Annotated in this window: 15 protein-coding genes, 20 tRNA genes and 1 rRNA gene; 32 read left to right on the forward strand and 4 right to left on the reverse strand. The window is 40.0% G+C overall.

Going from position 1 to position 15,275, the window contains the following annotated elements; genetic code table 11:
* The first annotated feature begins 192 nt into the window (after positions 1 to 192).
* From rrf to ACFPYN_RS06585, 21 genes are all read left to right on the forward strand, one after another.
* Positions 193 to 308, forward strand: a 5S ribosomal RNA gene (rrf, locus tag ACFPYN_RS06485).
* Between the two features lie 10 nt (positions 309 to 318).
* Positions 319 to 394 (forward strand) — tRNA-Val (locus ACFPYN_RS06490).
* Positions 395 to 410: 16 nt separating this feature from the next.
* Positions 411 to 486 (forward strand) — tRNA-Thr (locus ACFPYN_RS06495).
* Between the two features lie 11 nt (positions 487 to 497).
* Positions 498 to 573 (forward strand) — tRNA-Lys (locus ACFPYN_RS06500).
* 17 nt (positions 574 to 590) lie between these two features.
* Positions 591 to 675 (forward strand) — tRNA-Leu (locus ACFPYN_RS06505).
* A gap of 19 nt (positions 676 to 694) precedes the next feature.
* A tRNA-Gly gene (locus ACFPYN_RS06510) sits at positions 695 to 769 on the forward strand.
* A 13-nt stretch (positions 770 to 782) separates the two neighbouring features.
* Positions 783 to 871: transfer RNA gene (locus tag ACFPYN_RS06515), tRNA-Leu, on the forward strand.
* Between the two features lie 22 nt (positions 872 to 893).
* Positions 894 to 970: transfer RNA gene (locus tag ACFPYN_RS06520), tRNA-Arg, on the forward strand.
* Positions 971 to 983: 13 nt separating this feature from the next.
* A tRNA-Pro gene (locus tag ACFPYN_RS06525) sits at positions 984 to 1,060 on the forward strand.
* 18 nt (positions 1,061 to 1,078) lie between these two features.
* Positions 1,079 to 1,154: transfer RNA gene (locus ACFPYN_RS06530), tRNA-Ala, on the forward strand.
* 17 nt (positions 1,155 to 1,171) lie between these two features.
* Positions 1,172 to 1,245, forward strand: a tRNA-Met gene (locus ACFPYN_RS06535).
* A 7-nt stretch (positions 1,246 to 1,252) separates the two neighbouring features.
* Positions 1,253 to 1,329, forward strand: a tRNA-Ile gene (locus ACFPYN_RS06540).
* A gap of 12 nt (positions 1,330 to 1,341) precedes the next feature.
* Positions 1,342 to 1,434, forward strand: a tRNA-Ser gene (locus tag ACFPYN_RS06545).
* A 155-nt stretch (positions 1,435 to 1,589) separates the two neighbouring features.
* Positions 1,590 to 1,666 (forward strand) — tRNA-Met (locus ACFPYN_RS06550).
* A gap of 3 nt (positions 1,667 to 1,669) precedes the next feature.
* Positions 1,670 to 1,745, forward strand: a tRNA-Asp gene (locus ACFPYN_RS06555).
* A 147-nt stretch (positions 1,746 to 1,892) separates the two neighbouring features.
* Positions 1,893 to 1,968: transfer RNA gene (locus tag ACFPYN_RS06560), tRNA-Phe, on the forward strand.
* A 4-nt stretch (positions 1,969 to 1,972) separates the two neighbouring features.
* A tRNA-Gly gene (locus ACFPYN_RS06565) sits at positions 1,973 to 2,046 on the forward strand.
* Between the two features lie 10 nt (positions 2,047 to 2,056).
* Positions 2,057 to 2,133 (forward strand) — tRNA-Ile (locus tag ACFPYN_RS06570).
* A gap of 1 nt (position 2,134) precedes the next feature.
* Positions 2,135 to 2,209, forward strand: a tRNA-Asn gene (locus ACFPYN_RS06575).
* 9 nt (positions 2,210 to 2,218) lie between these two features.
* Positions 2,219 to 2,309, forward strand: a tRNA-Ser gene (locus ACFPYN_RS06580).
* A 7-nt stretch (positions 2,310 to 2,316) separates the two neighbouring features.
* Positions 2,317 to 2,388, forward strand: a tRNA-Glu gene (locus ACFPYN_RS06585).
* 177 nt (positions 2,389 to 2,565) lie between these two features.
* Here the strand turns inward: ACFPYN_RS06585 and ACFPYN_RS06590 are convergent.
* Entirely contained in the window at positions 2,566 to 3,477 is a 912-nt protein-coding gene (locus ACFPYN_RS06590; protein ID WP_377733187.1) for a 1,4-dihydroxy-2-naphthoate polyprenyltransferase, read from the reverse strand.
* A gap of 174 nt (positions 3,478 to 3,651) precedes the next feature.
* Between ACFPYN_RS06590 and ACFPYN_RS06595 the strand changes: the two genes are divergently transcribed.
* The 6 genes from ACFPYN_RS06595 (at position 3,652) to menC (ending at position 10,987) form a co-directional block, all read left to right on the forward strand.
* On the forward strand, positions 3,652 to 5,034 hold the full coding sequence (locus tag ACFPYN_RS06595) for an isochorismate synthase (protein ID WP_377733188.1): 1,383 nt from the start codon (positions 3,652 to 3,654) through the stop codon (positions 5,032 to 5,034).
* Positions 5,027 to 6,745: a 2-succinyl-5-enolpyruvyl-6-hydroxy-3-cyclohexene-1-carboxylic-acid synthase gene (menD, locus tag ACFPYN_RS06600; RefSeq protein WP_377733189.1), complete on the forward strand. Its 1,719-nt coding sequence runs from the start codon at positions 5,027 to 5,029 to the stop codon at positions 6,743 to 6,745. The genes ACFPYN_RS06595 and menD overlap by 8 nt, the downstream gene beginning before the upstream one ends.
* Positions 6,733 to 7,551: a 2-succinyl-6-hydroxy-2,4-cyclohexadiene-1-carboxylate synthase gene (menH, locus tag ACFPYN_RS06605; RefSeq protein WP_377733190.1), complete on the forward strand. Its 819-nt coding sequence runs from the start codon at positions 6,733 to 6,735 to the stop codon at positions 7,549 to 7,551. Before menD ends, menH begins: the two co-directional genes overlap by 13 nt.
* A gap of 19 nt (positions 7,552 to 7,570) precedes the next feature.
* Positions 7,571 to 8,389, forward strand: a complete 819-nt coding sequence (menB, locus tag ACFPYN_RS06610) for a 1,4-dihydroxy-2-naphthoyl-CoA synthase (protein ID WP_377733191.1) — start codon at positions 7,571 to 7,573, stop codon at positions 8,387 to 8,389.
* A 61-nt stretch (positions 8,390 to 8,450) separates the two neighbouring features.
* Positions 8,451 to 9,899: an o-succinylbenzoate--CoA ligase gene (locus ACFPYN_RS06615; protein ID WP_377733192.1), complete on the forward strand. Its 1,449-nt coding sequence runs from the start codon at positions 8,451 to 8,453 to the stop codon at positions 9,897 to 9,899.
* Complete coding sequence (menC, locus tag ACFPYN_RS06620; protein ID WP_377733193.1) at positions 9,872 to 10,987, forward strand: o-succinylbenzoate synthase; 1,116 nt, start codon at positions 9,872 to 9,874, stop codon at positions 10,985 to 10,987. The genes ACFPYN_RS06615 and menC overlap by 28 nt, the downstream gene beginning before the upstream one ends.
* 39 nt (positions 10,988 to 11,026) lie before the next feature.
* On the opposite strand, the gene ACFPYN_RS06625 is transcribed toward menC, so the two are convergent.
* The 3 genes from ACFPYN_RS06625 to ytzI form a co-directional block, all read right to left on the reverse strand.
* Entirely contained in the window at positions 11,027 to 12,070 is a 1,044-nt protein-coding gene (locus tag ACFPYN_RS06625; RefSeq protein WP_377733194.1) for a metal ABC transporter solute-binding protein, Zn/Mn family, read from the reverse strand.
* A 119-nt stretch (positions 12,071 to 12,189) separates the two neighbouring features.
* Positions 12,190 to 12,420, reverse strand: coding sequence for a membrane protein insertion efficiency factor YidD (yidD, locus tag ACFPYN_RS06630; protein ID WP_377733195.1), 231 nt, complete (start codon positions 12,418 to 12,420; stop codon positions 12,190 to 12,192).
* The gene (ytzI, locus tag ACFPYN_RS06635) at positions 12,417 to 12,566 is read right to left on the reverse strand and encodes a YtzI protein (protein WP_377733196.1); all 150 of its coding nucleotides are present in this window, start codon (positions 12,564 to 12,566) and stop codon (positions 12,417 to 12,419) included. The genes yidD and ytzI overlap by 4 nt, the downstream gene beginning before the upstream one ends.
* A gap of 100 nt (positions 12,567 to 12,666) precedes the next feature.
* Between ytzI and ACFPYN_RS06640 the strand changes: the two genes are divergently transcribed.
* The 5 genes from ACFPYN_RS06640 to ACFPYN_RS06660 all read left to right on the forward strand — a co-directional run bounded on the left by ACFPYN_RS06640 (position 12,667) and on the right by ACFPYN_RS06660 (position 15,264).
* Entirely contained in the window at positions 12,667 to 13,116 is a 450-nt protein-coding gene (locus ACFPYN_RS06640) for a Dps family protein (protein ID WP_377733197.1), read from the forward strand.
* A 106-nt stretch (positions 13,117 to 13,222) separates the two neighbouring features.
* Positions 13,223 to 13,525 (forward strand): transposase, encoded by a 303-nt coding sequence (locus ACFPYN_RS06645; protein ID WP_377733198.1) that lies wholly within the window; start codon positions 13,223 to 13,225, stop codon positions 13,523 to 13,525.
* A 47-nt stretch (positions 13,526 to 13,572) separates the two neighbouring features.
* Entirely contained in the window at positions 13,573 to 14,046 is a 474-nt protein-coding gene (locus tag ACFPYN_RS06650) for an NUDIX domain-containing protein (protein ID WP_377733199.1), read from the forward strand.
* Positions 14,024 to 14,809, forward strand: a complete 786-nt coding sequence (locus ACFPYN_RS06655; RefSeq protein ID WP_377733200.1) for an alpha/beta hydrolase family protein — start codon at positions 14,024 to 14,026, stop codon at positions 14,807 to 14,809. Before ACFPYN_RS06650 ends, ACFPYN_RS06655 begins: the two co-directional genes overlap by 23 nt.
* Before the next feature lie 5 nt (positions 14,810 to 14,814).
* Positions 14,815 to 15,264, forward strand: coding sequence for a hypothetical protein (locus ACFPYN_RS06660; protein ID WP_377733201.1), 450 nt, complete (start codon positions 14,815 to 14,817; stop codon positions 15,262 to 15,264).
* Positions 15,265 to 15,275 lie beyond the last annotated feature (11 nt).

Below are 15,275 nucleotides of genomic sequence, written 5' to 3' on the forward strand. Positions count from 1 at the left end.
GGAAGCACGGCGACGTGTGCAGCTGACGAATACTAATCGATCGAGGACTTAACCAAAATTTTGAATGGCTTTCAATGGCCCGTTTATCCAGTTTTGAGTGAACAAGAAATAGTTTTTTTAAATAATGAAAAACACTTGTAATTCTCGTTTTACTTGGTATAATAAATCTTGTCGTTAAAAAAGAATACCCAGTCCAGTGATAATGGCAAAGAGGTCACACCCGTTCCCATACCGAACACGGAAGTTAAGCTCTTTAGCGCCGATGGTAGTTGGGGGTCTCCCCCTGCAAGAGTAGGACGTCGCTGGGCGATTTATTTCGGAGGATTAGCTCAGCTGGGAGAGCATCTGCCTTACAAGCAGAGGGTCGGCGGTTCGAGCCCGTCATCCTCCACCATATTTTTTTACAGTGTGCCGGTGTAGCTCAGCTGGTAGAGCAACTGACTTGTAATCAGTAGGTCGAGGGTTCGACTCCTTTCGCCGGCACCATTAATTTTCGAGAGCCATTAGCTCAGTTGGTAGAGCATCTGACTTTTAATCAGAGGGTCGTAGGTTCGAATCCTACATGGCTCACCATTTTTAAATATTAAGTCGCGGGTATGGCGGAACTGGCAGACGCACTAGACTTAGGATCTAGCGCCGCAAGGCGTGGGGGTTCGACTCCCTTTACCCGCACCATTTTTATAACAACATACGAGCGGAAGTAGTTCAGTGGTAGAACATCACCTTGCCAAGGTGGGGGTCGCGAGTTCGAACCTCGTCTTCCGCTCCAAAACTTCTTAAGTGCCGGGGTGGCGGAACTGGCAGACGCACAGGACTTAAAATCCTGCGGTAGGTGACTACCGTACCGGTTCGATTCCGGTCCTCGGCACCATCTTTTTAAAACAGCATATTTAGCGCCCGTAGCTCAATTGGATAGAGTACTTGACTACGAATCAAGCGGTTAGAGGTTCGAGTCCTCTCGGGCGCGCCATTATTATTAACTTCGGGAAGTAGCTCAGCTTGGTAGAGCACTTGGTTTGGGACCAAGGGGTCGCAGGTTCGAATCCTGTCTTCCCGACCAGTATTTTATCCCTTTTTAGGGGCCTTAGCTCAGCTGGGAGAGCGCCTGCCTTGCACGCAGGAGGTCAGCGGTTCGATCCCGCTAGGCTCCACCAACATTTATAAAGATCCTGGCGGCCTAGCTCAGCTGGCTAGAGCGTACGGTTCATACCCGTGAGGTCGGGGGTTCGATCCCCTCGGCCGCCATTATTTAGGACCTTTAGCTCAGTTGGTTAGAGCAGACGGCTCATAACCGTCCGGTCGCAGGTTCGAGTCCTGCAAGGTCCACCACTTATATATCTCGGAGGTATACCCAAGTTTGGCTGAAGGGATCGGTCTTGAAAACCGACAGGGGAGTAAAATCCCGCGGGGGTTCGAATCCCTCTACCTCCTCCATTTTACTAAGTGTGTGGTATAAATAAATCATCAAACATTACATACATATCTCGCTCTAAAGAAATCGCGAGGGTGGAGAAAATCGTCAAACAAAGATGACGATGGCCACTACGCATAAAGCGTTAAAGCAATTGTGTTTGTAACAATAATATTATCGCGGGGTGGAGCAGCACGGTAGCTCGTTGGGCTCATAACCCAAAGGTCGCAGGTTCAAATCCTGCCCCCGCAACCAAATGGTTCCGTGGTGTAGCGGTTAACATGCCTGCCTGTCACGCAGGAGATCGCGGGTTCGATTCCCGTCGGGACCGCCATTTTTTTAAAGTAATTCTTTAGGAATTTGGCAGAAGCAAAGAAGATCGAGGAAGCAAAATGAGTAAGTGAAGGAGCGTACTAACATACGTGACTAACCGAAAGAAGCTGACAAAGAGATTCAATGCTAGTACAAATTCAACTAATGTGGCTCAGTAGCTCAGTCGGTAGAGCAAAGGACTGAAAATCCTTGTGTCGGCGGTTCGATTCCGTCCTGAGCCACCATATTGCGGGTGTAGTTTAGTGGTAAAACCTCAGCCTTCCAAGCTGATGATGAGAGTTCGATTCTCTTCACCCGCTCCAATTTTTTTGTGGGCCTATAGCTCAGCTGGTTAGAGCGCACGCCTGATAAGCGTGAGGTCGATGGTTCGAGTCCATTTAGGCCCACCATTCCGAAGTAGCTCAGTGGTAGAGCAATCGACTGTTAATCGATTGGTCGTAGGTTCGAGTCCTACCTTCGGAGCCAATTATTTCTGGGGAAGTACTCAAGTGGCTGAAGAGGCGCCCCTGCTAAGGGTGTAGGTCGGTCAAACGGCGCGAGGGTTCAAATCCCTCCTTCTCCGCCAGATGTAAGGCCCCTTGGTCAAGCGGTTAAGACACCGCCCTTTCACGGCGGTAACACGGGTTCGAATCCCGTAGGGGTCATATAGAAAGATGCGCTATCTTCGGGATAGCGTGTTTTTTTATGTCCAAATGTCGAATTATAGGGAATCGTGACATATCGCTCGTGAACCATTCATTATTCTGTTCTTAGTCCTTTCATAAACCACCATACTAAAAACCCGCAAGTGCTTAATAGCGCACTTGCGGGTTTTTTACATATTAAATCAAATAACCAATTAATAAGCCAATACTAAGCAGGAAACCGAATATGGTATTCGTTAATGCAGTATCTTTCATAGCCGGAGCTACTTCAATTGTATGTACTTTTGTTTTAAAAATACGGATTGCATGTATAGGTTTTTTTATACTTACGAATATAAGAAGTGCCCAAGGTGTTAGTACACCCCAAATAACTAAAGCTACGATCCATACATAGGAAACTACGAACAGTGCAAGCAATACATTAATTGCTTGTTTACGACCGATTAATATAGCCATTGTTTTACGGCCACTTTCTTTATCGCCCACTAAATCACGAATATTGTTTGATAGCATAATTGCAGCGACAAGTAGCATACTTGGAACAGACAGTAATAGAGCGATTGTTGTGATGTCACCTGTTTGAATAAAGAATGCTATTAAGACGATTAACATGCCCATAAAAACACCTGAAAATAATTCACCAAAAGGTGTATATGCAATTGGATATGGACCACCAGTATATAAATATCCAATTGCCATTGCTACAGCTCCAACAACAGCTAATAGCCAAGTGGTTTGGATGCAAATATAGATACCTAATAAGATCGAGATAGCATAAAGCAGTAATGCAAGTATCATGACTGTTTTTGGTTTAACGCCATTTCGTACAATGGCACCACCAATTCCGACCGATTTTTCAGTATCTAACCCTCTTGCAAAATCATAGTACTCATTAAACATATTTGTAGCTGCTTGGATGAGCATGCTTGCAAATAACATGGCGAAAAATAATGGCCAATGTATATTTGTATAAGAAATTGCAATCATTGTTCCTAGAAATACCGGGACGAATGATGCTGTTAACGTATGAGGTCTTGTTAATTGCCACCATATACGCCAGCCAGTATCGGCTTTTAAATCGTGTGACATATAGTCTCCGCTCCTTCTTCTTTTTTCACCTCCCTTATTGTACTTCAACAACTTAATTATGGGTAGATTGTTTGCTTATCGGATGCCGAATCGGGATAAAAGAGGTATGATAGAAGGTATGATATTGAGGGAACTTTACTTTTTTGTAAAGTCCTATTTACGGAGGGAAGCTGGATGAATCGTAAGACATTTACATCCACAGAATACGCAGTTGAAGAGCTATCATCAGCTGTACATTTTTATACTGAAACGATTGAAGTTAATGGATTATCCTCAATTGCTTTTTTTGAAGCAGGCGAGTCATATAAAGGGAAAAGATTTTATTGGCAAAACCGTGAAAAAACCTTTACCTTAGTTGGCATTGGACATGCACATGTTATTACAAGCTCATCTGAGGACAGCCGGTTTGAAGAAGTAGATAAACAATGGAATGAACTCTGCTCTAAAATTGTCAATGAAGAACAGGATTTACAGCCTATACTATTTGGTGGGTTTTCGTTTGACCCTGCAAATCATTTGTCTTCCGAGTGGGATATATTCCCCTCGGCATACTTTGCTGTGCCATCATTTCAACTTGTCATTCGTGATGACAGAGTTTTTATTAGTATTCATTTAGTTACAAGTGAATTAGACTCACAACATCTATTTGATCATCTACGTTCAGAGCGTGACGATTTGATTCATGCAGCACAAGTAAAGGAATTAAAACCATATGCAAAACCACTGTTAACGAATTTAGAAGAACGTTTTAAGGAACTGTATTTAGATGCAGTTTCTCATGTTACAAAGTTAATTCATGCTGGGGAAGCACAGAAAGTCGTGATTGCCCGTTCGTTATCCTTAACATTTGCAGAAGATGTCAATTCACCCTCTGCTATGTATCATGTATCAAAGGAGCAACCAGAAAGTTTTCTTTTTGGTTTGGAACTTGGAGATAATTTGTTTTTTGGAGCGACACCTGAACGATTAGTAAAGGTTGAAAATCGCAGAGCACTTTCTACTTGTTTGGCTGGCTCTATTAACCGGGGACAAACTGCAACAAAAGATCAACAACTAGGCAATGACTTACTGCAAGATTCAAAAAACCGTGAAGAACATCAATATGTAGTCGATATGATTACAAGTGTATTTAAACAGTATTGTGATGATGTTAAAGTGCCGAAGTTTCCTAAGTTAATGAAAATTCGTGACATTCAACATTTATTTACACCTGTAGAAGGTCATTTACAAAAAGGACAAGGCTTGCTTCAACTAGTAAAAGACTTGCATCCCACTCCGGCATTAGGTGGCGAACCGCGTGCAGATGCCATGGCCATTATTCGAATGGTGGAGCAAATGAATCGTGGATATTATGCAGCTCCTGTTGGCTGGATTGATGCTGAAGGAAATGGAGAATTTGCAGTGGCCATTCGTTCTGCCTTATTAAATAAACAAAAGGCATATCTTTATGCTGGTGGAGGCATTGTAGCAGATTCGGATCCAACATCGGAATACGCAGAGACGTTAGTGAAATTTAGACCGATGTTACGAACTCTTGGAGGCAAGTTAAATGGATAATCGTGCAAACTTAACCGAGTACGTTCATACGATCGTGCAAACTTTTCTTCAAGCTGGTGTTCAGGATGTTGTGATCAGTCCAGGTTCTCGCTCTACTCCTCTTGCTTATGCCTTTAGTCAAACACAAGCATTTAACACATATATGCAAATTGACGAGCGTTCAGCTGGATTCTTTGCTTTAGGGTTGGCAAAAGCTAAACAAAATCCAGTGTTGCTGCTTTGTACTTCTGGAACTGCAGCAGCTAACTATTTCCCGTCAATTGTGGAAGCAAACTATGCACGAATTCCACTCATTGTGTTAACGGCAGACAGACCTCACGAGTTGCGAGAAGTTGGCGCACCGCAAGCTATAAATCAAGTTCAATTATATGGGAATCACGTTAAATGGAGTGTGGATTTTCCTTTAGCGGACGGCTATAAAGAAACGATCCCTTTTGTCGAGAGACATACTGGACGAGCAGTTACTTTTGCAAAGGCAGCACCGATGGGTCCCATACACATAAATATCCCGTTTCGCGAGCCGTTACTACTCGATTTTGAGTACGAAGTACAACCATCAACGTACCAACAATCGATTACCGGATCAATTGTTGCTTCTCAATCATCCATTAAATTGGTTGAAGAGATGATGGTGAATACCAAGAGGGGATTCATAATTGTTGGTGAACTATCTGGTGATTTCTCAAAACAAGATTTTTGGGCTTTCGCTAAATCACTTCAGTGGCCAATAATAGCTGATGCACTTTCCCAACTTCGTACGGAAGTTCCTGAAGAATGCCGACATTTATTGATAGATCAATACGATGCTCTGTTGAAAAGTGGGAATTTTAAAAAGGCAATAAACCCAGATTTAGTCTTGCGATTTGGTGCACAACCTGTGTCAAAACCACTTTCTCTTTTCTTGAAAGAATATAGACCTGCTGTCTATATCGTCATTGATGAAGATCCTTTATTCCGTGATTCTTTAGGTGTAGTGACTCATCATATACAGTCAATTCCGCAAGTATTTTGGAATGACGTCAATCAAGTACAAACTAATGAAACACTGAACATCTGGACACAAGCGAATTCGGTTGCAACGGAACATATTGAACGTTACATTGACGACCAACAAGATGAAGGTGCATTTGCTGGAAAATTATTTAATTTATTAGCTGATGGTAGTGATTTAATCTCGGGAAGCAGCATGCCAATTCGTGATGTCGATACTTTCTTTAATCAAACAACCAAAGATATCGCTATCTATGCTAATCGTGGAACAAATGGCATTGACGGGGTGGTATCAACTGCTCTCGGCATACAACAAGCTAGAAAGCGTCCCACAACCCTTTTAATTGGTGATATCTCCTTTTTACACGATAGTAATGGCTTATTGGTCACTCGTTTTCACGACACTGATCTTACCATCGTTGTGATGAATAATGACGGAGGGGGCATTTTCTCATATCTACCGCAGTCCAAGGAAGAAACATATTTTGAGAAGTTGTTCGGAACGCCAACAGGTTTAACATTTGATTCTATCGCAACTATGTATCAAGCAGAATATTTTGCTGTCGATTCAATGGAAGCATTTGAAGATGCTTTAACTACCCTTAAACACAAGGATTTACGCATCATTGAAGTGAAGACGAATCGTCAAGAAAATGTGATAGCTCATCGTCATTTATGGAGCGACATCACCGAGGAGTTAGATCAACTGTGGAGCAATTAATCAAAAGTGTTCGAGGAGTAAAGATTGGTTATTCCATCATGAATAAAGAGGCATCTGAGACGATGGTTTTTTTGCATGGTTTTACAGGAAGCACGAAAACTTGGGAACCCATCATAGAATGCTTACCTCCAAAAGTCAGATGTATTACAGTGGATTTATTGGGACATGGTAAGACGGATGCTCCTCAAGAAACACGACGCTATGAAATGAAAGAGCAACTTCTGGATTTACAGACGCTGTTTGTTTCGCTTCAAGTAACTGATTTTACGCTCGTTGGTTATTCGATGGGGGGACGTATTGCCCTTGCTTATGCCATTACTTATCCAAAATTTGTTAGACGCTTAGTATTGGAAAGCGCGTCTCCAGGACTGCAATTAGTAACTGAACAACAAGCAAGAATAAAGGCAGATGAATCGTTAGCGAAAAAAATAGAAGTTGAAGGTTTGCCAGCATTTATTGACTTCTGGCAAGACATACCGCTATTCCAATCACAGAAGAAACTTTCTGATTTAGAGCGACAAGCCATCCGTCAAGAACGCCTTCAGCAATCTTCTTTAGGATTAGCGAGTAGTTTGAAAGGGATGGGAACAGGAAGCCAACCGTCTTATTGGTCACAATTAAATGAATTAAAAATACCGGTAACACTTATTACTGGAGAGCTCGATGAAAAATTCAAGTTAATAGCACAACAAATGAAAAATCGCATAGAAAACAGCCAACATCTTGAAGTTTTAGCTGTTGGACATGCGATTCATGTGGAAAATCCCGTTCAGTTTGCTACAATAATAATGGAGCAAGTGAAATGATTATTTTAGGAGGAAGAGTATGACACGTCAATGGGTATCAGAACGTACATATGAAGATATTAAATATGAAACATATAACGGAATCGCAAAAATCACGATTAACCGTCCGGAAGTTCGCAACGCGTTCCGTCCGAAAACAGTTAAAGAATTACTAGAAGCATTTACACATGCAAGAGACGATTCTAAAGTTGGAGTCATCGTTTTAACTGGTGAGGGTGAAAAAGCTTTTTGTTCAGGTGGAGACCAATCAGTACGTGGCCACGGTGGATATGTTGGGGAAGATGAAATTCCTCGCTTAAACGTTCTTGACTTGCAACGTTTAATTCGTGTAATTCCGAAGCCAGTTGTTGCCATGGTAGCTGGTTATGCAATTGGTGGCGGACACGTCCTTCACGTTGTATGTGATTTAACCATTGCTGCTGACAATGCAATCTTTGGACAAACTGGTCCTAAAGTTGGTTCATTTGATGCGGGTTATGGTTCAGGATATCTTGCTCGTATTATCGGTCATAAAAAAGCACGTGAAATTTGGTACTTATGCCGTCAATATGATGCACAAGCGGCACTTGATATGGGCTTAGTTAATACGGTTGTCCCTTACGCACAATTAGAAGATGAGACCGTACAATGGTGTGAAGAAATGCTTTCCATGTCTCCGACAGCGCTACGTTTCTTAAAAGCAGCGATGAATGCAGATACCGATGGTTTAGCAGGTCTTCAACAATTAGCGGGAGATGCTACTCTTCTTTACTATACAACTGATGAAGCGAAAGAAGGCCGCGATGCCTTTAAGGAAAAACGTAAACCTGACTTCGGTCAATTCCCTCGTTTCCCTTGATAACAACATTTCTCAAGCTGTCCTTTTAAGAAGGGCAGCTTTTTCTAAAGGTGGGTTAAACATGTATCCAAACTGGTTAGCACAACGTGTCCAAATGACACCCAATCGATTAGCTTTAACATTTGAGGGCAAATCATGGACTTTTAAACAGTTATTTGATGAAGTCATGAATACAGCAGGTACAATAAAAACTGCTGGTATTGAACAGGGTGCTCGAATTGCCATACTTGCTCCTTCTCACCCCCAATTAATTATTACAATTCATGCTTGCTGGCAATTGGGTTGTGAGGTCGTTTTATTAAATGAGCGATTGTCTGATGAGGAATTGGCTTATCAAATTGAAGATGCACAGCCTACTCTTGTCCTTGTGAAAGAAAATTATCAGGAAAGAATTGGTATGTACAAAAAAATCACTCTAGAAGACTTGTCTGAGAAGAATTCAAGCACAATTCGTATAGAAGAAGAGTGGCCACTTAACCGCACGATGTCTATTATGTATACGTCTGGTACAACAGGACGTCCAAAAGGTGTTAGACAAACCGTCTTGAATCATACGACGAACGCGACTTCTTCCGCTTTTAATATGGGCATTCAAACCAATGACGTGTGGTTATGTACCATGCCAATCTTTCATATAAGCGGGCTATCCATTTTAATACGTTCGGTTTTATATGGAATGGAAGTTAATCTTTATTCGAAATTTGATGTAGTTCGCGTAGTAGATGATTTAGTAAATGGCAACGTCACTCGAATGTCTGTCGTGTCTGTTATGTTAGAACGTATATTGAGAGAGCTAGAAGAGCGCGAAGAGAATGTCTCATCTCGCTTGCTGACCATGCTTGTTGGTGGTGGCCCTGTTCCAAGTCATTATTTAGAAAGAGCGATTGCCAGGGGCATTCCTATATTGCAAACCTACGGAATGACAGAAACAGCATCCCAAACAGCCACACTAGCTCCTGAAGATGCTGTTAGAAAATTAGGATCTTCCGGAAAACCTTTATATTTAAGTTTTATTCGGATCGATCATGCAAAGAAACCTTTTGAAGAAGGGGAGATTTGCATTCGAGGTGGGCATGTAACACCTGGCTATATTGGTCAATATGAACAAACACCTTCTCAAGAAAAGGGATGGCTTTATACTGGCGATATTGGTTATCTGGATGATGAAGGCTATTTATTTGTAGTTGATCGCCGTTCAGATTTAATCATTTCAGGTGGAGAAAATATTTATCCAGCAGAAGTGGAGAATGCGATTTTGCAACATCCGATGATTCGAGAAGCGGGTGTTTGTGGCGTGGATGATGAACAGTGGGGACAAGTTCCTATTGCCTTTATCGTTAGTGATGCAGAAATATCGTTGGAGTCTTTACGAGAGTTTTTGCAAACAAAATTAGCCCCATATAAAATGCCGAGAAAGTTACATCATATAAAGGAAATGCCTAGAAATGCTTCTAATAAATTATTAAGAAGAGAGCTGAGAGAGTGGGTAACATCCAAATCCAACGAGTAACGCTATATCAAGTTCGCGTGCCTCTTAGAAAACCCTTCACAACACATTTGCAAGAAGTTTTAGAACGTGAAAGTATTCTGATTGAATTGATAGATGACCAAGGCAATATCGGTGTCGGTGAATGTGTGGCTTTTTCGTCTCCTTGGTATACGGAAGAAACTGTGGAGACAGCGTGGCTTGCTTTAGAAAATTGGATGATACCTGCCATTCTAAATAATCCATTATCTCATCCAGATGATGTGGATAGTTGTTTAACCTTTATCAAAGGCAATCACATGGCGAAATCTGCTGTCAATCATGCAATATGGGACATTTATGCTCAAAAACAACAAAAGCCTCTGTGGCAAGTCATAGGTGGAACTTCTCAAGCGATAGAAGCAGGAATTGTAGTAGCCGCAGCTAATGATGAAGAAATGTATGCTGAAATCGAAGATGCTGTGTTGAAAGGCTATAAACGGATCAAACTAAAAATTTCGCAATCGTCCAATCCTAAAAAGCTGCAAGAAATGATTGCACTTTATCCACAAACATTATTCTTCGCTGATGCAAATGGTGCATTTACTGAAGAGACACTTCATTTGTTACAAACCTTTGATGAATGTGGTTTCACATTGATTGAACAACCTTTTTCAGAACAACAAAATAAATTGTCCGGAATTGCTCAAAGATCAATGAAAACGCCATTTGCCTTAGATGAAAGCATAGCGAGTTTTCAAGATGTTGAAGACATGGTTGACCACCAATCAGGGAAAATTATTGTCATGAAACAAGGAAGAGTGGGTGGATTATCAAATGCTCTTCGCATACATGATTACTGTGAAAAAGCGGGTATACCTATCTGGGTGGGCGGGATGATTGAATTTGGGGTATCAAAAGCGTTTAACCTCGCATTTGCTTCTTTATCAGGTGTTAAATTCCCAGGAGATTTTAGTTCTTCTAGTCATTTTTGGGACCATGATTTAGCTGAACCTACTATTGATGTTCAGCAAGGAGAGATTCAACTTCCAAGTACGCCTGGTGTGGGTGTATCGTTGAATCATAAGATAATCGAGCAATATGAAGTGAAAAGAAAACTATTTTATGCATAAAAAAACCACGGAGGCTGTAATCTTTCCGTGGTTTTTCGTTTATTTTGAAGAATTTAAGGCTTTCGTTAAAGTCTCTAAATTTTGTTCCATTAACGTGAAATAATCCTCATTATTATCGACGTCTTGTGGTGTTAAAACGCCTAAATTATGCATGGTTAATGCATCAGCACCGATTTCGTTTTGGATCACTTTAGTTAACTTAGAAGAGACGTTTTGTTCAAATAGAATCGTTTTGATATTCATTGATTTTGCTAATTTAACTAATTCAGTTAGTTCTTTTTGAGATGGTTCATCTTGAGAGTTTAATCCTGCAACTGCCACTTGTTCTAGACCATATGTTCCAGCTAAGTAACCAAATGCTGCGTGCGACACAAAGAATGTTTTATTGCTCGATGCATCTGCCATTTCTTTAAAATCGGCATCCAGTTGTGTTAAATCATTTACTAGCACATCAAAGTTTTTTGTATAAGTTTCTTTATTGCTTGGATCTTTTTTAATTAATGAATCTTTTATCGAAGTAGCAAGATTCACACTGATTTGTGGTGATATCCAAAGATGAGGATCTAATTCTCCATGTTCATGATCATCATGACTTTCTTCCTCATTAGCATGTTCATCTTCCTCTGTACTTTCCTCATCGTCTGAGTGTGTATCCTCAGAATTTTCTTCTTCATCAGCATGGTCTTCTTCACTAACTTCGCTTACTGCCAATTCTTCATCAGATAGAGCATCCGCAGTCGCAATCATTGATACATCTTCATTTGCTAATGTCTTCTTTGCATTATCGACGAATCCTTCAAGTCCTAGGCCAATATAGAAAAACAAGTCAGCGTCCGCTAAAGCCATCATATCTTTTTGTGTAGGATCGAAGGTATGTTCATTCGAACCAGCAGGATAGATGGATTTTACAGCTACTTTGTCTCCACCGATACGTTCCGTAAAATAAGTGAGAGGATAAACGGTTGTGTAAACGGTTAAGGCATCTAGGTTTTCAGATTCATTAGATGTTGTATTGTTATTACCACAAGCAGCTGTAAATACAGCTAAAATTGCAATTAAACTTAATAAGAAAATTTTCTTCATTGTAAACTCCTTTTAAATAGTAATGATTACGATTTGAATTAAGAACTTTATTATCATACAAGAAATAAAAATAAAACACAAGCAAAACACACAAAAAAAAATGACTCTTTTTCAAGAAGTCATTTTCTTTCATTCCATTCTTCGGGAACAGGGTCATAGCCACCTTCATTAAAAGGGTGACAACGAAGTATTCGTTTGACCGCTAAGTATGTCCCTTTTAGAGCGCCATGTTTTTCAACCGCTTCAACCCCGTAGTGTGAACAAGTGGGATAAAAACGACAACTAGGTGGAGTCAAAGGAGATATGATTTTTTGATATAGTTTTATAATGGAAATGACTACATACTTCATTGTTTATCCTTCTCATCATTTGCTTGTTTTGGCAAAGGATCAATCTTATGTTCAAGTGAATATGCTTTTTTTGTGGACACGATAAACATAAACGTTATTCCGAACATGACAATAATAGCCACGATTATTAATAACCATAACGACATTTTTTTCACTCCACTCTGCTCATTATGTTTAGTTTAAGGAACTTAGTGGTAAATTGAAAGTATTAAAGCTTTTAAAAAAATTCAGGAGTGTGATGATTTTATGTCAGCAGCATTAAATAAGGAACTTAACAAGCAAGTAGCAACATGGTCTGTCATGTATACAAAGTTACATAATTTCCATTGGTATGTAAAAGGACCGCAATTTTTTACGTTACACGCGAAATTTGAAGAACTTTATAATGAAGCAACGCTCCATATGGATGAAATTGCAGAGCGATTGCTAACATTAGGTGGACAACCAGTAGCAACTTTAAAAGAACATTTGGAACTATCCGAAGTGACAGAAGCAACTGGCAAAGAATCTACTGAACAAATGGTTGGAACTGTAGTAAAAGATTTTGATAAAATTATGAAATCCTTGAAAAAAGGCATGGACGAAGCCGCAAAAGATGAAGATGATATGACAGAAGATTTATTAAATGCTGTTTATCAATCAATTGAAAAACACCAATGGATGTTAAATGCTTATCTAGGTGACACAAACAAATAATCTTTTTAAGCAAATTCCCTTTCAGGAGTTTGCTTTTTTCAACTCGCCTTTTTTTGATGCATGAATTTTGTCGTTAATGCCATGCTAAAAAAAAGGGGTTGAAAAAATGGCGAAAATATATGTGTCGATTTCTCATCATCGTTATTATTACCATCCAGACGATTCACCATGGGAATATGAGATTGAGGCTGAACCAGGCGTGTTGAATGTGCTCGATCAATTATTTGAACAAAAAGAAGATATTGAACAAAAAGGATTTTGGCGAGCTCATACTCCATATGTACCTTATCATTTAGATCCTGAAAATGATGGCAGCGATTTACGATTGAAAAAATTGTGTGCGGTTATTCATGAATACACGAATGAGGAATCTAAACAACATATTGAAACCTTACCTTTTTATAGTTGATTGCTTTGCATGCCTTCGCTACACTGATTTAAAGGAGTGTAGCGGGCATGTTTTCTTTTTTAGATTTGAACGAAGTTGAAGTCACATTATCATTTCATAAAAACACCTTTTCTATTCCTGCCACACATGTTCTGGTGCTAGCAAATAGGGACAAGCAATGGTTACTGACAAAGCACCCGCTAAGAGGACTTGAATTCCCTGGTGGGAAGGTAGAAGTAAACGAGACGTTAGAACAAGCTGCAATACGGGAAACATTTGAAGAGACAGGTGCTAGGCTTGAGAATTTAGAATGGTTTGCAGAATACATGGTGAATGATGTAAAACCATTTTGTAAAGTGGTTTTCCGCTCAACTGTAGTGTCTTTAGAGACAAATGTTGAGCAATTTGAAACAGAAGGGCCGGTTTGGGTGACATTACAAGAATTTATTCATTCACCTAATCTCAGTTTTCATATGAAAGATAAAGGCATGAAAAAAATGCTGGAACAGGTGATGTTAGATGAAAGCAAATGGAACGATTGAACTTAAAAGGGCATACCCTAGTCCCAATCCACATGTTCGTTTAACTGAAATTGTTTATTGGTCATGCGGATATCGAGTAAAAGGTCTGCTTGCGGAACCTCTAAAAAAGGGTAGTCATGAAGGATTACTGTACTTACGAGGTGGAATTCAAAACATAGGCATGGTTCGACCTGCTCGCATTGCTCAATTTGCAGCACAAGGATTTGTTGTGTTTGCTCCATATTACCGTGGTAATAGAGGTGGAGAAGGCCGCGATGAATTTGCTGGCGAAGATCGCTATGATGCCGTATATGGAGTAGATGTCTTAAAACAGTTTCTTTCAGTCAATCGTATTCACTTGTTTGCCTTTTCACGTGGTGGAATTATGGCTTTATGGACAGCGATTTTGCGTGATGATATTACGTCAATGGTAACCTGGTCAGGAGTTTCAGATATAGTGCTTACTTATGAAGAACGCAGTGATATGCGGAGGATGATGAAGCGAGTAATTGGTGGAAATCCAAAGAATGCACTTGCAGCATATGATGAACGTCAACCTATTCCACATATTAAACAAATGTCATGCCCACTTTTGATTATCCATGGAATGAAGGATCGTAATGTAGGTTTTGAGCATGCAAGTCGATTAGAAAAAGCATTAGTAAAAGAAGATAAGGTTTTTGAAACGTGGTATTTTAAGGAGCACAATCATTTTTTCCCAATGAACATCAACAAACAAATTATAAGGGACTTAACAAAATGGATGAAACATCAAGGAGGGTAAGTGTAATGAAACATGTTCGAATTCATTTGGAAACGACTCATACAGAGAAAAAATCGTCTGTACCAGTAGATACAAGCTATTGGGAAACGCTTTGGGATACATATACAAGTGATTTTGCCTCAGTCGAAATTCACTGTTGGCAAGAAGAAACTGAGCTACTAGAAGAACTTGCAAAGATATCGGCGAATTCGATTGATCAAGGTCTGGTAAAGTCAGTCACTATTACTTTAAATGAAGATAATTGTAACTATTTACGTAATCACTCAATTGATTCAAACGGTGGAATAAAATGGTTCACTCTATTCTTCTATAAAGAAGATATTCAAATGATGGAAATTGCACAGTATGGCTCTGAAATTGTGCTGTATGGGGTAGATAAAAATGAAGCTGCAGAATTTCAAAAACTCTTCCCTGAAAATGCAGACGCAGAATATTTTAAAGAACACTTAATGTAAGTTGAGGAGGT

Source organism: Paenisporosarcina macmurdoensis (assembly GCF_042658845.1).
GTDB classification, from domain to species: domain Bacteria; phylum Bacillota; class Bacilli; order Bacillales_A; family Planococcaceae; genus Paenisporosarcina; species Paenisporosarcina macmurdoensis.

Coding starts and splice junctions, on each gene's coding strand:
- ytzI (WP_377733196.1), bottom strand. CDS start 12,566: ATGTCGTTATGGTTATTAATAATCGTGGCTATTATTGTCATGTTCGGA.
- ACFPYN_RS06655 (WP_377733200.1), top strand. CDS start 14,024: ATGAAAGCAAATGGAACGATTGAACTTAAAAGGGCATACCCTAGTCCC.
- ACFPYN_RS06615 (WP_377733192.1), top strand. CDS start 8,451: ATGTATCCAAACTGGTTAGCACAACGTGTCCAAATGACACCCAATCGA.
- ACFPYN_RS06595 (WP_377733188.1), top strand. CDS start 3,652: ATGAATCGTAAGACATTTACATCCACAGAATACGCAGTTGAAGAGCTA.
- ACFPYN_RS06650 (WP_377733199.1), top strand. CDS start 13,573: ATGTTTTCTTTTTTAGATTTGAACGAAGTTGAAGTCACATTATCATTT.
- ACFPYN_RS06625 (WP_377733194.1), bottom strand. CDS start 12,070: ATGAAGAAAATTTTCTTATTAAGTTTAATTGCAATTTTAGCTGTATTT.
- ACFPYN_RS06640 (WP_377733197.1), top strand. CDS start 12,667: ATGTCAGCAGCATTAAATAAGGAACTTAACAAGCAAGTAGCAACATGG.
- ACFPYN_RS06660 (WP_377733201.1), top strand. CDS start 14,815: ATGAAACATGTTCGAATTCATTTGGAAACGACTCATACAGAGAAAAAA.
- ACFPYN_RS06645 (WP_377733198.1), top strand. CDS start 13,223: ATGGCGAAAATATATGTGTCGATTTCTCATCATCGTTATTATTACCAT.
- menB (WP_377733191.1), top strand. CDS start 7,571: ATGACACGTCAATGGGTATCAGAACGTACATATGAAGATATTAAATAT.
- menD (WP_377733189.1), top strand. CDS start 5,027: ATGGATAATCGTGCAAACTTAACCGAGTACGTTCATACGATCGTGCAA.
- ACFPYN_RS06590 (WP_377733187.1), bottom strand. CDS start 3,477: ATGTCACACGATTTAAAAGCCGATACTGGCTGGCGTATATGGTGGCAA.
- yidD (WP_377733195.1), bottom strand. CDS start 12,420: ATGAAGTATGTAGTCATTTCCATTATAAAACTATATCAAAAAATCATA.